Source organism: Paraburkholderia nemoris (genome assembly GCF_905221015.1).
GTDB classification, from domain to species: Bacteria; Pseudomonadota; Gammaproteobacteria; order Burkholderiales; family Burkholderiaceae; genus Paraburkholderia; species Paraburkholderia nemoris.
Window position 1 is genome coordinate 89,193 of record NZ_CAJNBO010000018.1, and the last position, 17,062, is coordinate 106,254.

Sequence of the window (17,062 nt, forward strand, 5' to 3'; positions counted from 1 at the left end):
CATGTGAAGTTTCACGCACACATAGGGGAGAGCAAAGAGACCCACTAAGGGCAGTTAAGCACGTGCAAACAGCACTAAACAGGTACGCAGTGCAAACACGTTCAACGGTTGTTCCTGAATCGCGCCTTTGCAGTTCGATCAGCGAAACACACACGATAGGCGCACCAGCAGCATTCATGCACCGCAGAGTACATAGGTGCATGTTCGTCCATCTGTCCTGCAAGGCCGGAAAGCGGACCAGCCCCGTGCGTGCGCTTGAAGAAATTTTCAGCCAGCCGCCGACAACACTTGTCGCGAGCTTCACCCATATGCATTTGGTGGTGTCTGGTGGAGTGCTGGTGGAATTTTCACGCGCAGACAACCGGCGAAAGTGCCGGGGACTTGATGGGTAAGGCGGTCCAGACGTTGATGTTCATTATGCTGGACAACAGACGGATGAAATGGCTGCGCAATTGATTGCGTAGAACTACCCGCGAAGCGTTAGCCTTTTACGATTCGCCATTCCGGATGCTTTTCCAGTGCGCTTTCCGGGACTTCATAGCGCCAGTAGGTTTCGCTGTGCGTAGTGGTGGTTTGCGCGGGGTTCTCCACCACTTGAAAGGGCCGTTCTAGCCCCTGTATTCCCGCGCAGGCTAGGTCTGCATCGGCCTTCTGTTCTGTCGTTACCCACACTATTGCAGTTTTCACGCTCCGCCCCCGCACAGTCAGATGTTCGCCAACTATGCAGAGGAATTGTCAAAAGGTAAACCGTGCACGGCGTCGCAATCAATTGCGCAGCTACCGCCGTTTGCCTGTTCGTATTTCCTCGCTGATACGGTCCATCTCTGCGGTAGCGGCCTGCCATTCGGCATCAGCCGCGTCCAGTTCGTCCAGATCATCCTGAGACGGTGATCCGTTGCCATGGGGTGCAAACTGTCTGGTGACGTTGATGAACGCCTTCTGCCGTCGATCAAAGGTCTGGCGTTCGCGGGCGATGGCCTGCTGTTCTTCAGCGCGCTGTTCTTCGGCGGTGGACATGATCAACACCTTGGGAATACACGAACGGCCAACATAGCACAGCCCACGCGTTTGAATTGCGCAGGCGCTACCCGCCGCCGAACCACACGGGATCACCGTGGATGGTGCGCTGTATGATTAAGGCAGACCAACAAGCACAGGCGGGGTGGCGATGAACAACAGGACAGTGGCAGTTGGAATGCTCTGTATGGGGTTGTTTGCTACCGCGTATGCGCAGCAGCCGCCGACAGACACCGACCTTAAGGCCGCGTACTGCATCGGCGTGATGCAGCAGGAAATTGCTCAAATCCCGCAGGGCATGCCCGCATCCATAGCGCAAAGCCGACAGGACCAGCTTAACCACTTGCAGGCGTATCTGGTGCCCCGCATGCAGTACGTCGATCCGCTGGGGCCCGCCGCTGCACGTGCACGCGGACAGACCGACAGCAAGGTAATCACCGATCCCGATATGATCGCGTGCACTTCGCGCTGCACGACACCACCGAACGTTGATCCGGCTACAGCAATGAAGCAATGCGCGCTGTCGTGCGACACCGAACACCGGCTACCACGGATATGGGCCTGCAATGACCTTTCGTGGTTGCCGTTCTAGTCTGTGCAGCAGTGACCTGCCAGTCCCGCGCTGTCAATGGCACCGGAGAAAGTATGGAAGAGTCCAAAGAAATACAACTCGAATCAAAGCATCGATTCCAGATAAACAATTTGACGGTCGAATTCGCGTTAATGGGAAAGTCACATGTATTCCCTTATAAAGATGCGACCGTCACCATTACCCTGCCGAAGGCCGAAAGTATTGCTGAACACCCCGATGAATTTTATATCGCGGGAACATCTTCATACCGGATGGAGGGCGAAAAAAAAGTCCTTCTCACGGTGAATGTCGGGGTCGTCAACGTGAGCGTGAAACCCGGTGAAAGTGTTGCCCTGCCCTCGGTGGTGTTAGGCAAAAATCCGATTGGTGCGGCTTTGATTCCAGAAGACGTTAAACCCCGGCTGAAAGAAATTGGCGAACGTACCGATGACATTGCCAGTAACGCATTTGAATACTGGCTTACGGTCATGAGATGGCGATGCGATAACCATCGCATTGGCCGACCGCCGCTCCCAGGTCCCAATATCCTATGGCAGAATTTTCTGCTTGATGCCGAATCGAAGCAAATAGTGTGGTCGATTGCCGGGCAAATCAGAATTGTCTCGCATAGAGAAGTCACTACCACGGGATGGGCCGACACGCAGGCCTCTCTTCAGGCCTGCGAGGAGGTGCCTGTTTATATCCTTCTGCTAAATGATGCGCGGGAATATTTTCTTCGACACGAATATCGTCGCGCGATAATCGACCTCGCCATTGCCTGCGAGGTTTTTATGAGAACGATAGTGCTGAGGACCCTGCCGAAAAATCTGGATGCCGATATGCGTGCGATGATCGAGGAAGCCAACATTAACCAGTACCGTAAAAAATTTCTTCCCAATCTATTAACTAAAGAAGGGCAGGTGGCGCTTAAAAAACTGAACGAGGCGCATCTTAACTCGCTGTTCGATGCCAGAAATAAAATTATGCACGTGGCGAAGGACGACCGGGCCACCAACGAAAATTGCACTCGTTTTATCAAGGCCACGGCTACATTATTTGAAATGGAGAAGAACATCGCAAACCCTTCGCATGATTCGGGCGTGACCACGCTATGAGTATCGCTGTCTGTGCGATCAAGCAGTTACCGCGCAGCAGATTCGATACCCAAGTGCTTGCGGATGACCTCATTCGACCAGTAAGGCCGTGGATCGCCGCCAGTGGGTGCGGGAATGTGGCCGCGTGCCAGTCGTTTGAACACCGTGCTATACGAACAGTGGAGCAGGTACATCAGGTGCTGGACGCGTACGCTACCCGGACCGCGTAGGTATTCGAGAGTGACGGGTTTCGGCTGAACCCGGTAGGCCGGTGCGTCTGTCTGCGGAGCAGCAGGCGCTGGCTTGGCTGGCGTTACAAATTTCACGGACATACGAGTCCCCTTACTGGCCGGACTCCATTCCGTCGTTAGCAAGCAACACGCGCCGGAAAATAATTAGCGCGATCTAACTACAAGTGAATCATTCTAGCGCGTTATTAATAGCGCTGCTTGTCATATCGAGCCGTTATGGCAGGAAGGGGCCGGTTACCAGTGCGTCCAGATAATCCGACCAGCAGCGCATCAACTCCACACGCTGGCCGTAGTATGTCGCCTTGTTGTAACTCGCCTCGACCTTGTTCTTTTTGCCGTGTGCCAGTACCGCCTCGACGTATCGCGGTTCAATGTCCGCTTCATTGGCCTGAGTGCTGAACGTGCTGCGGAAACCGTGTGGGGTAAATTCCTTCGCCGTAAGCCGGTAGACGGCCTCACGCGCCGACGATTGCGGCATGGGTCGCGCCGGGTCGTTTTCATTCTTGAACAGCAGGCCGGTTGTTCCGCTGACGTGCTGTAGCTCTCCGAGCAGCGCCACCACCTGACGGCTGAGCGGGACGATATGCAGGCGCTTCATTTTCATACGGGCCGCTGGGATCGTCCACCGTGCGCCCGGTAGATCAAACTCCGACCAGTCGGCACACCGCAACTCCGACGACCGCACGCACGTGTGAGCGAGCAACAGCAGCATCAACCGGATGCGCCGATCACCCTTGTAGACATTCACGGACTGTACGAGGGTCCGCAGTTCGGACGGGCCAAGCGCGGGGCTGTTGACGGTTTCAGGGGCAGGGGCGGCGGTTTTGGTTTTCATGCCCGCCATGGGATTTACTGCTATCTCGCCGCCGTCTGCCGCGTGTTCGAGTGAGGCATTCAGCCACTGCTTGATCAGCCGCGCCACGCTGGGGGTGTTCGCGGCAATCGCCACGATGGCGTCCTTGATTTCCTTGCGGGTGACCTGTGCGACAGGACGCGCACCCAAGGCCGTATCGGGGCCGCAGTACCGGGTTAGATAGGTCTCGACCTGCAACGCGTAGGACGGCACCCAGCCCGAGCGGCTGGCCTTGAACCAGCTTTCGACCGTAGTCCAGACCGTGGCGGCTTTTGTCGCCTCAACGGCTTTGGCCTTGTCTGCGGCTTTGGCGGTGCGGTGCTGGGGCGGGTGCTGGCCTTTCTGCACGTAATCGGCCCATGCTTTGGCCTGTGCTGCTTCTGCCTGCTTGATCGACATGGCGGGCCACACGCCCACCTTGACCTCATATTGACCGTCCGCGCCCTTGGCAGGATCAAACAGCCGGTACGCCCAGCGCCACGTCCGCACACCCTTGAGGGACGTATACAGATAGAGGCGGTTTCGATGCCCCAGCTTTGAACCGGGCAGGGCCTTTTCAATGTCGGCCTTGGTGAGTTCCTTGGGGCTGTCCGGTTGCAACTTCGATTGTTGCGTGGGCGTTACTAATGACAGGACAGGGGCGGCGGGCATGGCGGGGTTCCTTGGAAAAATTCCACCAGAATTCCACCAAATTTTAACGCAGAACGCGCCAGATTGATTTAGCTGTCTACCCAGAAAGCCCTAATTGGCAAGGGTTTAGCGCCAGTACGCGCCAGATCGAAATACTATCCTCGATGGTTGAGCGTAATAGCCATGAGTCGGGCCTGAAATGCGATTTATTGCAAGATTATCGCACCATATTCCAGCTGCCGCAGGGTTTTGCCATGGTTTTGCAATATGGTGGTGGGCGAGGAGGTGCAACCCGCCTGCGGCAAACGGGAGCTACCGCGCAGGTTGAGTCGGCCGATAGTCACGTGCTATAATCTTTGGCTAAGTCGATCTCTGTCTTATTTTGTTGCTCCATTGGTCACTCTGATGAGCGCAAACTGACAGGAAAGGCACCTCGTAGCGATAGTTGCCTGCGCTACAGGTAAGGCAGCACCAAGGCAGCAGACTCGCAAGCCGGCGCACCCAGGGTGTCCGTCGCGTTCAGCCAAAAAAGGCAGCGCGGCAGATACGGCAGCCGGCTTAAGACCCAACCCTCGCGGAGATTTTCATGGCAGTTACCATGCGTCAAATGCTGGAAGCCGGTGTCCACTTCGGTCACCAAACGCGCTTCTGGAACCCGAAGATGGCCCCCTTCATTTTCGGCCATCGCAACAAGATTCACATCATCAACCTCGAAAAGACGCTGCCGATGTACAACGATGCGCTGAAGTACGCGCGTCAACTGGCGGCGAATCGCGGCACGATCCTGTTCGTCGGCACGAAGCGTCAATCGCGCGACACGATCGCTGAAGAAGCGCAACGCGCTGGCATGCCTTACGTCAACGCACGCTGGCTCGGCGGCATGCTGACCAACTTCAAGACGCTGAAGGTCTCGATCAAGCGCCTGAAGGACATGGAAGCATCGCTGGAAGCCGGCGAAACCGAACGCATGAGCAAGAAAGAAGCGCTCCTGTTCGAACGCGAAATGGCCAAGCTGCAAAAGTCGATCGGCGGCGTGAAAGACATGGGCGGTATTCCGGACGCGATCTTCGTGGTCGACGTCGGCTACCACAAGATTGCCGTGACCGAAGCGAACAAGCTCGGCATTCCGGTCATCGCCGTGGTCGACACGAACCACTCGCCGGAAGGCATCGACTACGTGATCCCGGGTAACGACGACGCTTCGAAGGCTGTCGCTCTGTACACGGCTGGCGTGGCTGACGCAATCGTCGAAGGCCGTGCTAACGCGGTCAACGAAGTGGTGCAAGCTGCTCGCGGTGGTGACGGCGACGAGTTCGTCGAGGTCAACTCGGAAGCGTAAAGCTGCCCCGTGTCCGGCAAAAAAGGGGGCTTTCTACAGGCCCCCTTTTTTTAAGCCGCGACAAAGTAGTGGTGTGCTGTGAGTAGTGCTGAAACGTAGTCCGTAAAAAATACGTGCGACGTTGAAACGAATTCTTGCCGCCGGTATCGAAGTCCGGGCGGCGTGTGACAAGACGGAACTCAAGGAGCAAATGATGGCGGCAATTACCGCAAGCATGGTTGCAGAACTGCGCGCAAAGACCGACGCGCCGATGATGGAATGCAAGAAGGCGCTGACGGAAGCTGAAGGCGACATGGCGCGCGCTGAAGAGCTGCTGCGCGTGAAGCTGGGCAACAAGGCCAGCAAGGCAGCATCGCGCGTGACGGCTGAAGGCGTGGTTGCATCGTTCATCGGCGGCAACGCTGGTTCGCTGGTCGAACTGAACTGCGAAACCGACTTCGTTTCGAAGAACGACGACTTCCTGGCTTTCTCGAAGACGGTCGCTGAACTGGTCGCTACGCAAAACCCGGCTGACGTCGCTGCCCTGTCGGCACTGCCGCTGGACGGCTCGACGGTTGACGCAGTGCGTCTGGCGCTAGTCGGCAAGATCGGTGAAAACCTGTCGATCCGCCGTTTCGTGCGTTTCGAAACCTCGAACAAGCTGGCAGCGTACCTGCACGGCACGCGTATCGGCGTGCTGGTCGAGTACACCGGCGCGGACGAGCAGGTCGGCAAGGACGTGGCAATGCACATCGCCGCCATGAAGCCGGTCTCGCTGTCGTCGGACGACGTCCCGGCGGATCTGATCGCCAAGGAGCGCAGCATTGCTGAGCAGAAGGCTGCTGAATCGGGCAAGCCGGCTGAAATCGTCGCCAAGATGGTCGACGGCAGCGTGCAGAAGTACCTGAAGGAAGTGTCGCTGCTGAACCAGACGTTCGTTAAGAACGACAAGCAGACGATCGAACAGATGCTGAAGGCTGGCAACGCGAGCGTGCAGAAGTTCGCGCTGTTCGTGGTCGGCGAAGGCATCGAGAAGAAGCAGGACGACTTCGCAGCTGAAGTGGCCGCTCAAGTCGCTGCTGCAAAGCAACAATAAGTCTCGCTTAAGCTTCAGTTAGTACTGTTGGACCCGCGGCGGAGCAAGACTTTGCCGCGGTCGGCAGCGCCGCAAGGCTGCACGCGGGTGACCCTCGCGGCGCACGCCGCTGGCGGACCCCAGGGTTCGTCAATTTGGCGACGCTTGCCCGAATCAGCATTTCACCCCTACATTAGTCCCTTGTTGTTGCCCTGTTCTGCGCGATCTGGATACCTCTATGCCCACTGCCTATAAACGCGTCCTGCTCAAACTCTCCGGTGAAGCTCTGATGGGCGACGATGCCTTCGGCATCAATCGCGCGACCATCGAACGAATGGTAGCGGACGTGGCCGAAGTGGTCCGTCTCGGAACGCAGTTGGCCGTGGTGATCGGCGGCGGTAATATTTTCCGCGGCGTCGCGGGCGGCGCGGCCGGTATGGATCGCGCCACGGCCGACTACATGGGCATGCTGGCCACCATGATGAACGCGCTGGCGCTGCAGGACGCAATGCGCCACGCCGGCATCGAAGCGCGCGTGCAATCCGCGCTGCGTATGGACCAGGTGGTCGAGCCTTACATCCGCCCGCGTGCGATTCGCCAGCTCGAAGAAGGCAAAGTCGTGATTTTCGCCGCCGGTACCGGCAACCCGTTTTTCACGACCGATACGGCCGCCGCGCTGCGCGGTTCGGAAATCGGCGCGGAAGTCGTGCTAAAAGCCACTAAGGTGGACGGCGTTTATTCGGCCGATCCCAAGAAAGACCCGAGCGCGACCCGTTACACCACGATCAGCTTCGACGAAGCCATCGGCCGCAATCTGCAGGTGATGGACGCCACGGCGTTCGCGCTGTGCCGTGACCAGAAGCTGCCGATCCGGGTGTTTTCGATCGTCAAGCCGGGTGCGCTCAAGCGCATCGTACAAGGCGAGGACGAGGGCACCCTCGTCCACGTGTAAACTCTCGTTCACATAACGTGGGCTTTAACGCGAGCCCAGGCCGCCGCATAGTGCGCGCGCTGGCCGGCTCGCACCGTTTTGAAGGTTCGGAGGTTTAAAAATGTCTGTGGCTGATATCAGGAAGGGCGCTGAACAAAAGATGCAGCGTTCCATCGACGCGTTCAAGAACGACCTGTCGAAGATCCGCACGGGCCGTGCACACACGGGCCTGCTCGATCACATCCAGTGCGACTACTACGGTTCGCCGGTGCCGATTTCGCAGGTCGCGAATCTGACGCTGATCGACGCACGCACGATCGGCGTGCAGCCGTGGGAAAAGAAGATGGTCCAGGTCGTCGAGAAGGCAATCCGCGAGTCGGACCTCGGTCTGAACCCGGCTACGCAGGGCGACGTGATCCGCGTGCCGATGCCCGCGCTGACTGAAGAACGCCGCCGCGAACTGACCAAAGTGGTCAAGAGCGAGGCGGAAACGGCCAAGGTTGCTGTCCGTAACCTGCGCCGTGATGCAAACGAGCAACTGAAGAAGCTCGTGAAAGACAAAGAAATTTCTGAGGATGACGAGCGCCGTGCAGGTGACGACGTTCAGAAACTGACGGACAAGTTCGTCACGGAAATCGACAAGCTTGTAGTGACCAAAGAAGCCGAGATCATGACGGTCTGAGGCCGGTTGGCTCAGCACCTTTCAGATCTCCACTTCTTTTTTTGCAGTCACTGTCCCGACGGCCATGACCTATACCAGCTCAACCGTGCGCGTGCCTGATGTCGCCGCGGTGCCGCGACATATCGCGATCATCATGGACGGCAACGGCCGTTGGGCGACCCAGCGCCGTCTGCCGCGCGTGGCCGGCCATACGCGCGGCGTCGACGCAGTGCGTGCGGCCGTCGAGGCCTGCGCCCGGCAGGGCGTCGAATACCTGACGCTGTTTGCCTTCAGCTCGGAAAACTGGCGCCGCCCGAACGACGAAGTGTCGTTCCTGATGCGCCTGTTCGTTACCGCGCTGGAGCGCGAGATCGGCAAGCTGCACGCGAACGGCATCCGTCTGCGCGTGGTTGGCGATCTGTCGAAGTTCGATACCCGCATCCGCGATCTGATCAAGCGCGCGGAGACCAAAACCGCGCGCAACACCCGTCTCACGCTCACCATCGCTGCCAACTACGGCGGTCGCTGGGACATCATGCAGGCCACCCGCAAGCTCGCCGAACAATCGGCGCTGGCGGGCAAGGCGGTCGAGGTGAACGAGGACTCGTTCGCCGAACACCTGTCGATGGCCTATGCGCCGGAGCCGGACCTCTTTATCCGCACCGGCGGCGAGCGCCGCGTCAGCAACTTCCTGCTCTGGCAACTCGCCTACACCGAGTTCTACTTCACCGACACGTTCTGGCCGGATTTCGACGCCGACGCGCTCGGCCACGCCATCGCATCCTACGCGGAGCGTGAGCGCCGCTTCGGCCGCACCAGTGCTCAGCTCGAGCCGCAATCGCAGAACGTCGATTCGCTTCCATGCTAAAAACCCGTGTCATCACGGCGATCATCCTGCTGGCGATCTTCCTGCCGGTCACGCTGTTCGCGCCGGTGGGCGCGTTCGGCGCGCTGATCGCCTTCGTCGTCGTGTTCGCCGCGTGGGAGTGGGCGCGTCTGCTGAAGCTCGGCGGCGCGGGCCCGGTCATTTACGCGCTGGTCGCAGCGGTGGCGCTGGTCGCGAGCACGCGACTCGGCACCGGCGTGGAGGAACCCCGGCCGCTCTTTCAGGCGGCCGCTATTTTCTGGGTGATCGCGGGGCCGTATGTGCTCCTGCGCAAGCCGACCCTCGCGCAAGGCGCATGGCGCGCGTTTCTATTCGTTGCCGGCATTGTGGTATTCGTCGCGTGCTGGCATGCTCTCGTCGCCGCGCGCATGCAGGGCGTGGCCTTCGTGCTGTCGCTGCTCCTATTGGTATGGCTGGCCGATATCGGCGCATACTTCTCCGGAAAAGCTTTCGGAAAACACAAGCTGGCGCCTGCCATCAGCCCGGGTAAGACTTGGGAGGGCGCGATCGGCGGTTGGCTGGTGGTGATGATCGTCGCGGCGGCGGCGGTCTTTTTGCACGCGTTCGAGCCGACCCTGTATTCTGCGCTGCTGGCGCAATGGGGCGCCGTACGTACGCTGCTCGCACTGACCCTGTTGGTGGCATTCAGCGTGGTGGGCGACCTGTTCGAATCCATGATGAAACGCCAGGCCGGAGTGAAAGATTCAAGCGGCCTGTTGCCTGGGCACGGTGGCGTACTCGACCGCATCGATGCATTGTTGCCGGTGCTGCCGCTTGCCATGCTGCTGCTCGGCTAGAGAAAGAGATATGCAAAAACGTCTGACATTGCTCGGTTCCACGGGCTCGATTGGAGACAGCACGCTCGACGTCGTCGCGCGTCATCCCGAACGCTTTTCGGTTTACGCGCTCACGGCGCATCGCAACGGTGACAAGCTCGTCGAGCAATGCCTGCGCTTTCAGCCTGAAGTCGCGGTAGTCGGCGACGCCGACACGGCCGCGCAGGTCGCGGCGAAGTTGCGCGAAGCGGGTTGCAAGACAGAGGTCACGTACGGGCCGCAGGCGCTCGTCGACGTGTCGAAGAGTGACGGCTGCGATACGGTGGTGGCGGCAATCGTCGGTGCGGCAGGCCTCGCGCCGAGTCTCGCTGCCGCGCGCGCCGGCAAGCGCATCCTGCTCGCTAACAAGGAAGCGCTGGTCATGTCCGGCGCAATCTTCATGGACGCGGTGCGTGACAACGGTGCCGTGCTGCTGCCGGTCGACAGCGAACACAACGCGATTTTCCAGTGCCTGCCCCGCGAAGCCGCGCAGCATGGCGGCGTCTCGAAGATCATCCTGACCGCCTCGGGCGGCCCGTTCCGCACGCGCGAACCGGCCACGCTGGTCGACGTCACGCCGGACGAGGCCTGCAAGCATCCGAACTGGGTTATGGGCCGTAAGATTTCGGTCGACTCGGCCACGATGATGAACAAGGGCCTCGAAGTGATCGAGGCGCACTGGCTCTTCGATCTGCCGGGCGAGCGTATCGAAGTGCTGATTCACCCGCAAAGTGTGATCCATTCGATGGTGTCGTACGCCGACGGCTCGGTGCTCGCGCAACTGGGCAATCCCGACATGCGTACGCCGATCGCGCATGCGCTGGCATTTCCGGACCGCGTCGATTCGGGCGTGGCGCAACTGGATCTGCTGCAGGTCGCATCGCTGTCGTTTGAAAAACCGGATTACACGCGCTTCCCGTGTCTTGCGCTCGCGGTGAAGGCGCTGGCCGAGGGAGGCCTCGCGAGCGCGGCGCTCAATGCCGCGAACGAAGTCGCTGTGGAGGCGTTCCTGTCGCACCAGATCGGTTTCATGGCAATCGCTCAGGTCGTCGACGCCGTACTCAATGCGTTGCCGAACCGCAGCGCGCACGCGCTGGAAGACGTGATCGAAGCGGACGCGGCCGCGCGCCGCGCCGCTGCCGACTTCATCGCGCGCCTGCCTGACGGCGCCCGTCGCACGGAACGCGCCGTCCAGTGAGGCGCCTATGAACCTGCTGATCGAACTGCTTGCCTTCGCGGTCGCGATTGGCGTACTCGTGGTCGTCCACGAGTACGGGCATTACAGCGTCGCGCGTTTGTGCGGCGTCAAGGTGCTGCGTTTTTCGATCGGCTTCGGCAAGCCGCTGTTCCAATGGGTGAGCCCGAAGACGGGCACCGAATGGACGATTGCCGCGCTGCCGCTGGGCGGCTACGTGAAGATGCTCGACGAGCGCGAGACCGGCGGGGCGCCGATTCCCGCTGAAGCCTTGCCGCACGCGTTCAACCGGCAATCGGTGTGGCGTCGTTTCGCGATCGTCGCGGCCGGTCCGGTCGCGAATTTCCTGCTTGCCATCGTGCTGTTCGCACTTGTGTTCGCCACGGGCGTGACGGAGCCGGCGGCCGTAGTGGCTGCGCCTGCACCGAATACGCCGGCCGCGCTGGCCGGTTTCGACGGTGGCGAAACGATTGTTGCGGTGCGTGCAGAGAACGCCGGCGAATCCGAGCGAGTGCGGTCGTGGTCCGACCTGCGCTGGAAATTGCTGGGCGCGGCATTCGATCACAAGCGCGTCGTGCTGAGCGCAAAAGATGCTCACGGCACCTCGGATTTCCAGCTGGATCTGCGTGGCATCACTGAGAAAGACGTCGACGACGACTTTATGTCGCGCCTTGGTTTCGAGCCGGGCGGCGGCAAGCTGACGGTCGCCGGGGTGCAGCCGGGTAGCGCGGCGCAAAAGGCAGGCCTTGCGGTGGGCGACCGTCTGCGCGCGATCAACGGTATCCCTACCGACAATGCCACGGCCTTCATCGCTTATGTAAAATCGCACGCGGGCACACCCGTGACGCTGCAGGTAGAGCGTGATGGGCAAGCCGCGGGCAAGCTGGAAGACGTTCGCATCGTCCCGCAGTCGCAGCGCGATGACGCGACCGGGCAGCAGATCGGCCGTATCGGTGCGGAACTCGCCACCCAGGTGCCGTCGATCGACGTGCGTTACGGGCCGGTCGAAAGCCTGCAACTGGGCGCGCGCCGTACGTGGGATCTGGCCGTTTATTCGGTGCGGATGTTCGGACGGATGATCGTCGGCGAGGCATCGCTCAAGAATCTTTCTGGCCCCGTGACGATCGCCGATTACGCAGGAAAGAGCGCACGTCTAGGTCCTTCTGCATTCCTGTCGTTCCTGGCCCTTGTCAGTATTAGCCTCGGCGTACTGAACCTGTTACCAATTCCGGTATTGGACGGGGGTCATCTGTTATATTATTTGGTTGAAGCTGTAACCGGCAAAGTTGTCTCCGATCGCTGGCAACTCGTTTTTCAGAGGGCGGGTCTCGCCTGCATCGTCGCGTTGTCGGCGATTGCGCTGTTCAACGATCTGGCTCGTTTAATCCATTTTTAAAGTGTCTGGCGGCGTTCACGATGGCGACCGCCCGACCTGATGCAGCTATACACACTGGGGAAGCACGTTGTTTAAACCTCATCGCTTTGTTCCAAAGACGGTTATAGCCGCGGCGTTTGCCGCGCATGGGCTGGTTGCTCACGCAACGACGCCCTTCGTGGTGCAAGACATCCGGATCGAGGGATTGCAACGCGTCGAACCCGGTACCGTGTTCGCGTACCTGCCCATCAAGCAAGGCGACACCTTTAGCGACGACAAGGCTTCCGAAGCCATTCGCGCGCTGTACGCCACGGGCTTTTTCAACGACGTCAAGATCGCGACGGAAGGCAATGTCGTCATCGTGCAGGTGCTGGAACGTCCGGCTATCGGCACGATCGACTTTGCCGGCATTCACGAGTTCGACAAGGAAAACCTGACCAAGGCGCTGCGCGCGGTCGGTTTGTCGCAAGGCCGTTATTACGACAAGGCACTCGTCGACAAGGCCGAGCAGGAACTGAAGCGCCAGTACCTGACGCGCGGCTACTACGCCGCTGAAGTCACCACCACGATCACGCCGATCGACCGCAATCGCGTGTCGGTGCTGTTCTCGGTGGCCGAAGGTCCGAGCGCGAAGATCCGCCAGATCAACTTCATCGGCAACAAGGCGTTCAGCACGGGTACGCTGCGCGACGAAATGCAGCTGTCCACGCCGAACTGGTTCTCGTGGTACACGAAGAACGACCTGTACGCGAAAGACAAGCTCACCGGCGACCTCGAAAACGTCCGCTCGTATTACCTGAATCGAGGCTACCTCGAGTTCAACATCGACTCGACGCAGGTGTCGATTTCGCCGGACAAGAAGGACATGTATCTGACGGTCACGCTGCACGAAGGCGAGCCGTACACGATCAACAGCATCAAGCTGGCTGGTAACCTGCTCGACCGCGAGCCGGAGCTGAGCAAGCTCATCAAGATCAAACCGGGTGACCGCTTCTCGGCTGAAAAGCTGCAAGCCACCACCAAGGCGATCGTCGATAAGCTCGGCGAATACGGCTATGCGTTCGCCACGGTCAACGCGCAGCCGCAGATCGATCAGGAGCACCATAAGGTCGACCTGACGCTGCAAGTGGACCCGAGCCGCCGTGTGTACGTGCGCCGCATCAACGTGGTCGGCAACACGCGCACCCGCGACGAAGTGGTGCGCCGCGAAATGCGCCAGCTCGAAAGCTCGTGGTTCGATTCGAACCGCCTCGCCCTGTCGAAAGACCGGATCAACCGTCTCGGCTACTTCACCGACGTGGACGTGACCACGGTGCCGGTGGAAGGCACGCCCGACCAGGTCGATGTGGACGTCAAGGTGGCTGAAAAGCCGACCGGCGCGATCACGCTGGGTGCGGGCTTCTCGTCGACGGACAAGGTGGTGCTCTCGGCCGGCGTGTCACAGGACAACGTGTTCGGTTCGGGTACGAGTCTCGCGGTGAACGTGAATACCGCCAAGACCTACCGTACCTTGACGGTCACGCAGGTCGACCCGTACTTCACGGTCGACGGCATCAAGCGGATTACCGACGTCTACTACCGTACGTACCAGCCGCTGTACTACTCGACGGATTCGAGCTTCAAGATCGTCACGATCGGTGGCGACCTGAAGTTCGGTATTCCGTTCTCCGAAGTCGACACGGTGTACTTCGGCGCGGGTCTCGAGCAGAACCAGCTGGATATCGACGCGAACACGCCGCAAAGCTATATCGACTACGTGCACGAATTCGGCCGTGTGTCGAACAACGTGCCGATCACGGTGGGTTGGTCGCGCGACGCGCGTGACAGCGCACTGGTGCCGAGCCGTGGTTACTTCACGCAGGCGAACGCCGAATACGGCACGCCGATCGGCGGCACGCAGTACTACAAGGCCGACATCAACGCGCAGTACTATTATTCGTTCTCGCGCGGTTTCGTGCTGGGCTTCAACTTCCAGGGCGGTTACGGTAACGGCCTCGGCGGCAAGCCATATCCGATTTTCAAGAACTACTACGCGGGCGGTATCGGTTCGGTGCGGGGCTACGAGCCGAGCTCGCTGGGTCCGCGCGATGCGAAGACGAACGACCCGATCGGCGGCTCGAAGCTGCTGGTGGGTAACGTCGAGCTGACGTTCCCGCTGCCGGGCACCGGCTACGACCGCACGTTGCGTGTCTTCACGTTCTTGGACGGCGGTAACGTCTGGGGTACGGAAGGCAACAGCATCGGCGCGAACGGCCTGCGTTATGGCTACGGTGTCGGTCTTGCGTGGATCTCGCCGATCGGCCCGCTCAAGCTCAGCTTGGGCTTCCCGCTCACGAAGCACACGGGCGACCAGTATCAGAAGTTCCAGTTCCAGATCGGGACGGCATTCTGATCCGGCGGAGGGCGGCCCGGGCCTTTACGGGCGGCTTCCGGCGGTGGGCCCGGCCAAACTACAGTATCGAGAGGATGACTTTGCGAACCGGTATGTTTTCGAAACGTGTGGCTTGCGCGCTGGCGCTGGCAATGACGCTGGGTGTCGGCGTAGCAGGGGTCGCGCACGCCCAGGAAGCCAGGATCGCTGCGGTGAATTCGGACCGTATCCTGCGTGAATCGGCTGCGGCGAAGGCTGCGCAGGTCAAGCTCGAGGCGGAGTTCGCCAAGCGCGACAAGGATCTGGCCGACATGGCGCAGAAGCTGAAGTCGATGTCGGACTCGCTCGACAAGAACGGTGCGTCGATGTCGGCCGCCGATCGCGCGCAGAAGCAGCGCGATCTGTCGCAGCTGGATACGGACTTTCAGCGCAAGCAGCGCGAGTTTCGCGAGGACCTGAACCAGCGCCGCAACGAAGAGCTGGCGGCGGTGCTCGACCGGGCCAACAAGGTGATCAAACAGATCGCCGAGCAGCAGCACTACGACCTGATCGTTCAGGAAGCGGTGTACGTGAGCCCGCGCATCGACATTACCGATCAGGTGCTCAAGGCACTGGCAGCCTCAGGCAACTGAACGCACGCGCCGCGCGCTGGGCGCCGGCCGGGTTGTAGCGCAAGGCCGTAGAACTGACAAGTTGGACTGATTGTGCAGCAACCATCTCGCATGGGATCGGAGACAGAGGATAGGCATGGCATTTACGCTTGAGGACATCGTCCAGCGGTTCGGCGGTGAAGTAGTCGGAGAGGGTTCGCAGCGCGTCGGCAGTCTGGCGCCGCTCGACCAGGCAGGCCCGGACCAGCTGGCGTTCCTCGCCAATCCGAAGTACCTGTCGCAGGTCGAGACGACCCGTGCAGGCGCGGTGTTGATCAATGCCGACGATCTCTCGAAACTCAGCTCTCTTACAGGCCGTAACTTCATCGTCACGCCGAATCCGTACGCTTACTTCGCGCGCGTCGCGCAGACGTTCATCGACATGGCAGCGCCCAAGGCGGTGCCCGGTGTGCACCCGAGCGCGACGATCGACCCGTCGGCCCAGATTGCTGCAAGCGCGGTGATCGGTCCGCACGTCACGGTGGAAGCGGGCGCGGTGATCGGCGAAAACGTGCGTCTGGACGCCAACGTGGTGATCGGCCGCGGCACGAAAATCGGTGCAGGCTCACATCTGTATCCGAACGTCGCGGTGTATTACGGCTGCAAAATCGGTGAGCGCGTGATTGTGCACGCCGGCGCGGTGATCGGCTCTGACGGCTTTGGCTTCGCGCCGGATTTCGTGGGTGAAGGTGACGCGCGTACCGGCAGCTGGGTCAAAATTCCGCAGGTCGGCGGTGTGTCGATCGCGGCGGACGTTGAAATCGGTGCGAACACCACCATCGACCGCGGCGCGATGGCTGACACGATCATCGAAGAGTGCGTGAAAATCGACAACCTCGTGCAGATCGGCCACAACTGCAAGGTCGGCGCTTACACCGTGATCGCCGGCTGTGCGGGCATTGCGGGCAGTACCACGATCGGCCGTCATTGCATGATTGGCGGCGCGGTTGGGATCGCCGGGCACGTCACGCTGGCTGACTATGTGATCGTCACGGCGAAGTCGGGCGTCTCGAAGTCCTTGCTGAAGCCTGGCCTGTACACCAGCGCATTCCCGGCTGTGAACCACGCCGACTGGAACAAGAGCGCTGCTTTGCTGCGTAACATCGACAAACTTCGCGATCGTATCAAGGCGCTTGAAAATGCCGCCTCGGCGGGCCAGCCAGCCAGCGCGGCAAGCAATTCCGCAGGCGACAAAGCCTGAGGTATCAGGCAGACCCGCAGGCAGACCCGCACGCTGACCCGCGGGTCAACCCGCACAACAATCCGCGGGCCAACCGGCCGGTACCGCGTAAAATAGCGGGCAAGCATCAGGAAGCAAAGTCGGTTGCCGTGACCGGGTGGCATGGCCGCCGGGTTTCGGCAAGCGTCG

Annotated in this window: 16 protein-coding genes; 13 read left to right on the plus strand and 3 right to left on the minus strand. The window is 60.3% G+C overall.

From position 1 onward, the window contains the following. Positions 1 to 777: 777 nt before the first annotated feature. On the minus strand, positions 778 to 1,017 hold the full coding sequence (locus KHO33_RS26245) for a hypothetical protein (protein ID WP_200565851.1): 240 nt from the start codon (positions 1,015 to 1,017) through the stop codon (positions 778 to 780). 151 nt (positions 1,018 to 1,168) lie between these two features. On the opposite strand from KHO33_RS26245, the gene KHO33_RS26250 reads away from it, so the two are divergent. Next, positions 1,169 to 1,609 carry a hypothetical protein gene (locus KHO33_RS26250; RefSeq protein WP_200565852.1) on the plus strand — a complete coding sequence of 147 codons (441 nt, stop codon included), beginning with the start codon at positions 1,169 to 1,171 and terminating at the stop codon, positions 1,607 to 1,609. Between the two features lie 53 nt (positions 1,610 to 1,662). Next, positions 1,663 to 2,703: a hypothetical protein gene (locus KHO33_RS26255; protein WP_200565853.1), complete on the plus strand. Its 1,041-nt coding sequence runs from the start codon at positions 1,663 to 1,665 to the stop codon at positions 2,701 to 2,703. A 26-nt stretch (positions 2,704 to 2,729) separates the two neighbouring features. On the opposite strand, the gene KHO33_RS26260 is transcribed toward KHO33_RS26255, so the two are convergent. Continuing rightward, positions 2,730 to 3,014, minus strand: coding sequence for a hypothetical protein (locus KHO33_RS26260; RefSeq protein ID WP_200565854.1), 285 nt, complete (start codon positions 3,012 to 3,014; stop codon positions 2,730 to 2,732). 133 nt (positions 3,015 to 3,147) lie between these two features. Continuing rightward, positions 3,148 to 4,437 (minus strand): tyrosine-type recombinase/integrase, encoded by a 1,290-nt coding sequence (locus tag KHO33_RS26265; RefSeq protein ID WP_200565855.1) that lies wholly within the window; start codon positions 4,435 to 4,437, stop codon positions 3,148 to 3,150. Between the two features lie 565 nt (positions 4,438 to 5,002). Between KHO33_RS26265 and rpsB the strand changes: the two genes are divergently transcribed. The 11 genes from rpsB (at position 5,003) to lpxD (ending at position 16,894) form a co-directional block, all read left to right on the plus strand. Next, positions 5,003 to 5,755 (plus strand): 30S ribosomal protein S2, encoded by a 753-nt coding sequence (gene rpsB, locus KHO33_RS26270; RefSeq protein WP_054035183.1) that lies wholly within the window; start codon positions 5,003 to 5,005, stop codon positions 5,753 to 5,755. Between the two features lie 193 nt (positions 5,756 to 5,948). Beyond that, positions 5,949 to 6,830 carry a translation elongation factor Ts gene (gene tsf / locus KHO33_RS26275; protein ID WP_097389605.1) on the plus strand — a complete coding sequence of 294 codons (882 nt, stop codon included), beginning with the start codon at positions 5,949 to 5,951 and terminating at the stop codon, positions 6,828 to 6,830. A gap of 217 nt (positions 6,831 to 7,047) precedes the next feature. Further along, the gene (gene pyrH / locus KHO33_RS26280; RefSeq protein ID WP_011488865.1) at positions 7,048 to 7,761 is read left to right on the plus strand and encodes a UMP kinase; all 714 of its coding nucleotides are present in this window, start codon (positions 7,048 to 7,050) and stop codon (positions 7,759 to 7,761) included. 100 nt (positions 7,762 to 7,861) lie between these two features. After that, positions 7,862 to 8,422 carry a ribosome recycling factor gene (gene frr / locus KHO33_RS26285; RefSeq protein ID WP_054035184.1) on the plus strand — a complete coding sequence of 187 codons (561 nt, stop codon included), beginning with the start codon at positions 7,862 to 7,864 and terminating at the stop codon, positions 8,420 to 8,422. A 64-nt stretch (positions 8,423 to 8,486) separates the two neighbouring features. Continuing rightward, a complete protein-coding gene (gene uppS, locus KHO33_RS26290) occupies positions 8,487 to 9,269 on the plus strand; it encodes a polyprenyl diphosphate synthase (protein ID WP_115780231.1) in 783 nt (260 codons plus the stop codon). Then, positions 9,263 to 10,084, plus strand: coding sequence for a phosphatidate cytidylyltransferase (locus KHO33_RS26295; RefSeq protein ID WP_054035185.1), 822 nt, complete (start codon positions 9,263 to 9,265; stop codon positions 10,082 to 10,084). The genes uppS and KHO33_RS26295 overlap by 7 nt, the downstream gene beginning before the upstream one ends. A 10-nt stretch (positions 10,085 to 10,094) precedes the next feature. Continuing rightward, entirely contained in the window at positions 10,095 to 11,300 is a 1,206-nt protein-coding gene (locus KHO33_RS26300) for a 1-deoxy-D-xylulose-5-phosphate reductoisomerase (protein ID WP_200565856.1), read from the plus strand. Between the two features lie 7 nt (positions 11,301 to 11,307). Continuing rightward, positions 11,308 to 12,693: an RIP metalloprotease RseP gene (gene rseP, locus KHO33_RS26305; protein ID WP_200565857.1), complete on the plus strand. Its 1,386-nt coding sequence runs from the start codon at positions 11,308 to 11,310 to the stop codon at positions 12,691 to 12,693. Between the two features lie 67 nt (positions 12,694 to 12,760). Beyond that, positions 12,761 to 15,064, plus strand: coding sequence for an outer membrane protein assembly factor BamA (bamA, locus tag KHO33_RS26310; RefSeq protein ID WP_054035186.1), 2,304 nt, complete (start codon positions 12,761 to 12,763; stop codon positions 15,062 to 15,064). A gap of 74 nt (positions 15,065 to 15,138) precedes the next feature. Further along, complete coding sequence (locus KHO33_RS26315) at positions 15,139 to 15,675, plus strand: OmpH family outer membrane protein (protein WP_171925998.1); 537 nt, start codon at positions 15,139 to 15,141, stop codon at positions 15,673 to 15,675. A 115-nt stretch (positions 15,676 to 15,790) separates the two neighbouring features. Next, positions 15,791 to 16,894, plus strand: coding sequence for a UDP-3-O-(3-hydroxymyristoyl)glucosamine N-acyltransferase (gene lpxD / locus KHO33_RS26320; RefSeq protein WP_054035187.1), 1,104 nt, complete (start codon positions 15,791 to 15,793; stop codon positions 16,892 to 16,894). The last annotated feature ends 168 nt before the right edge of the window (positions 16,895 to 17,062 follow it).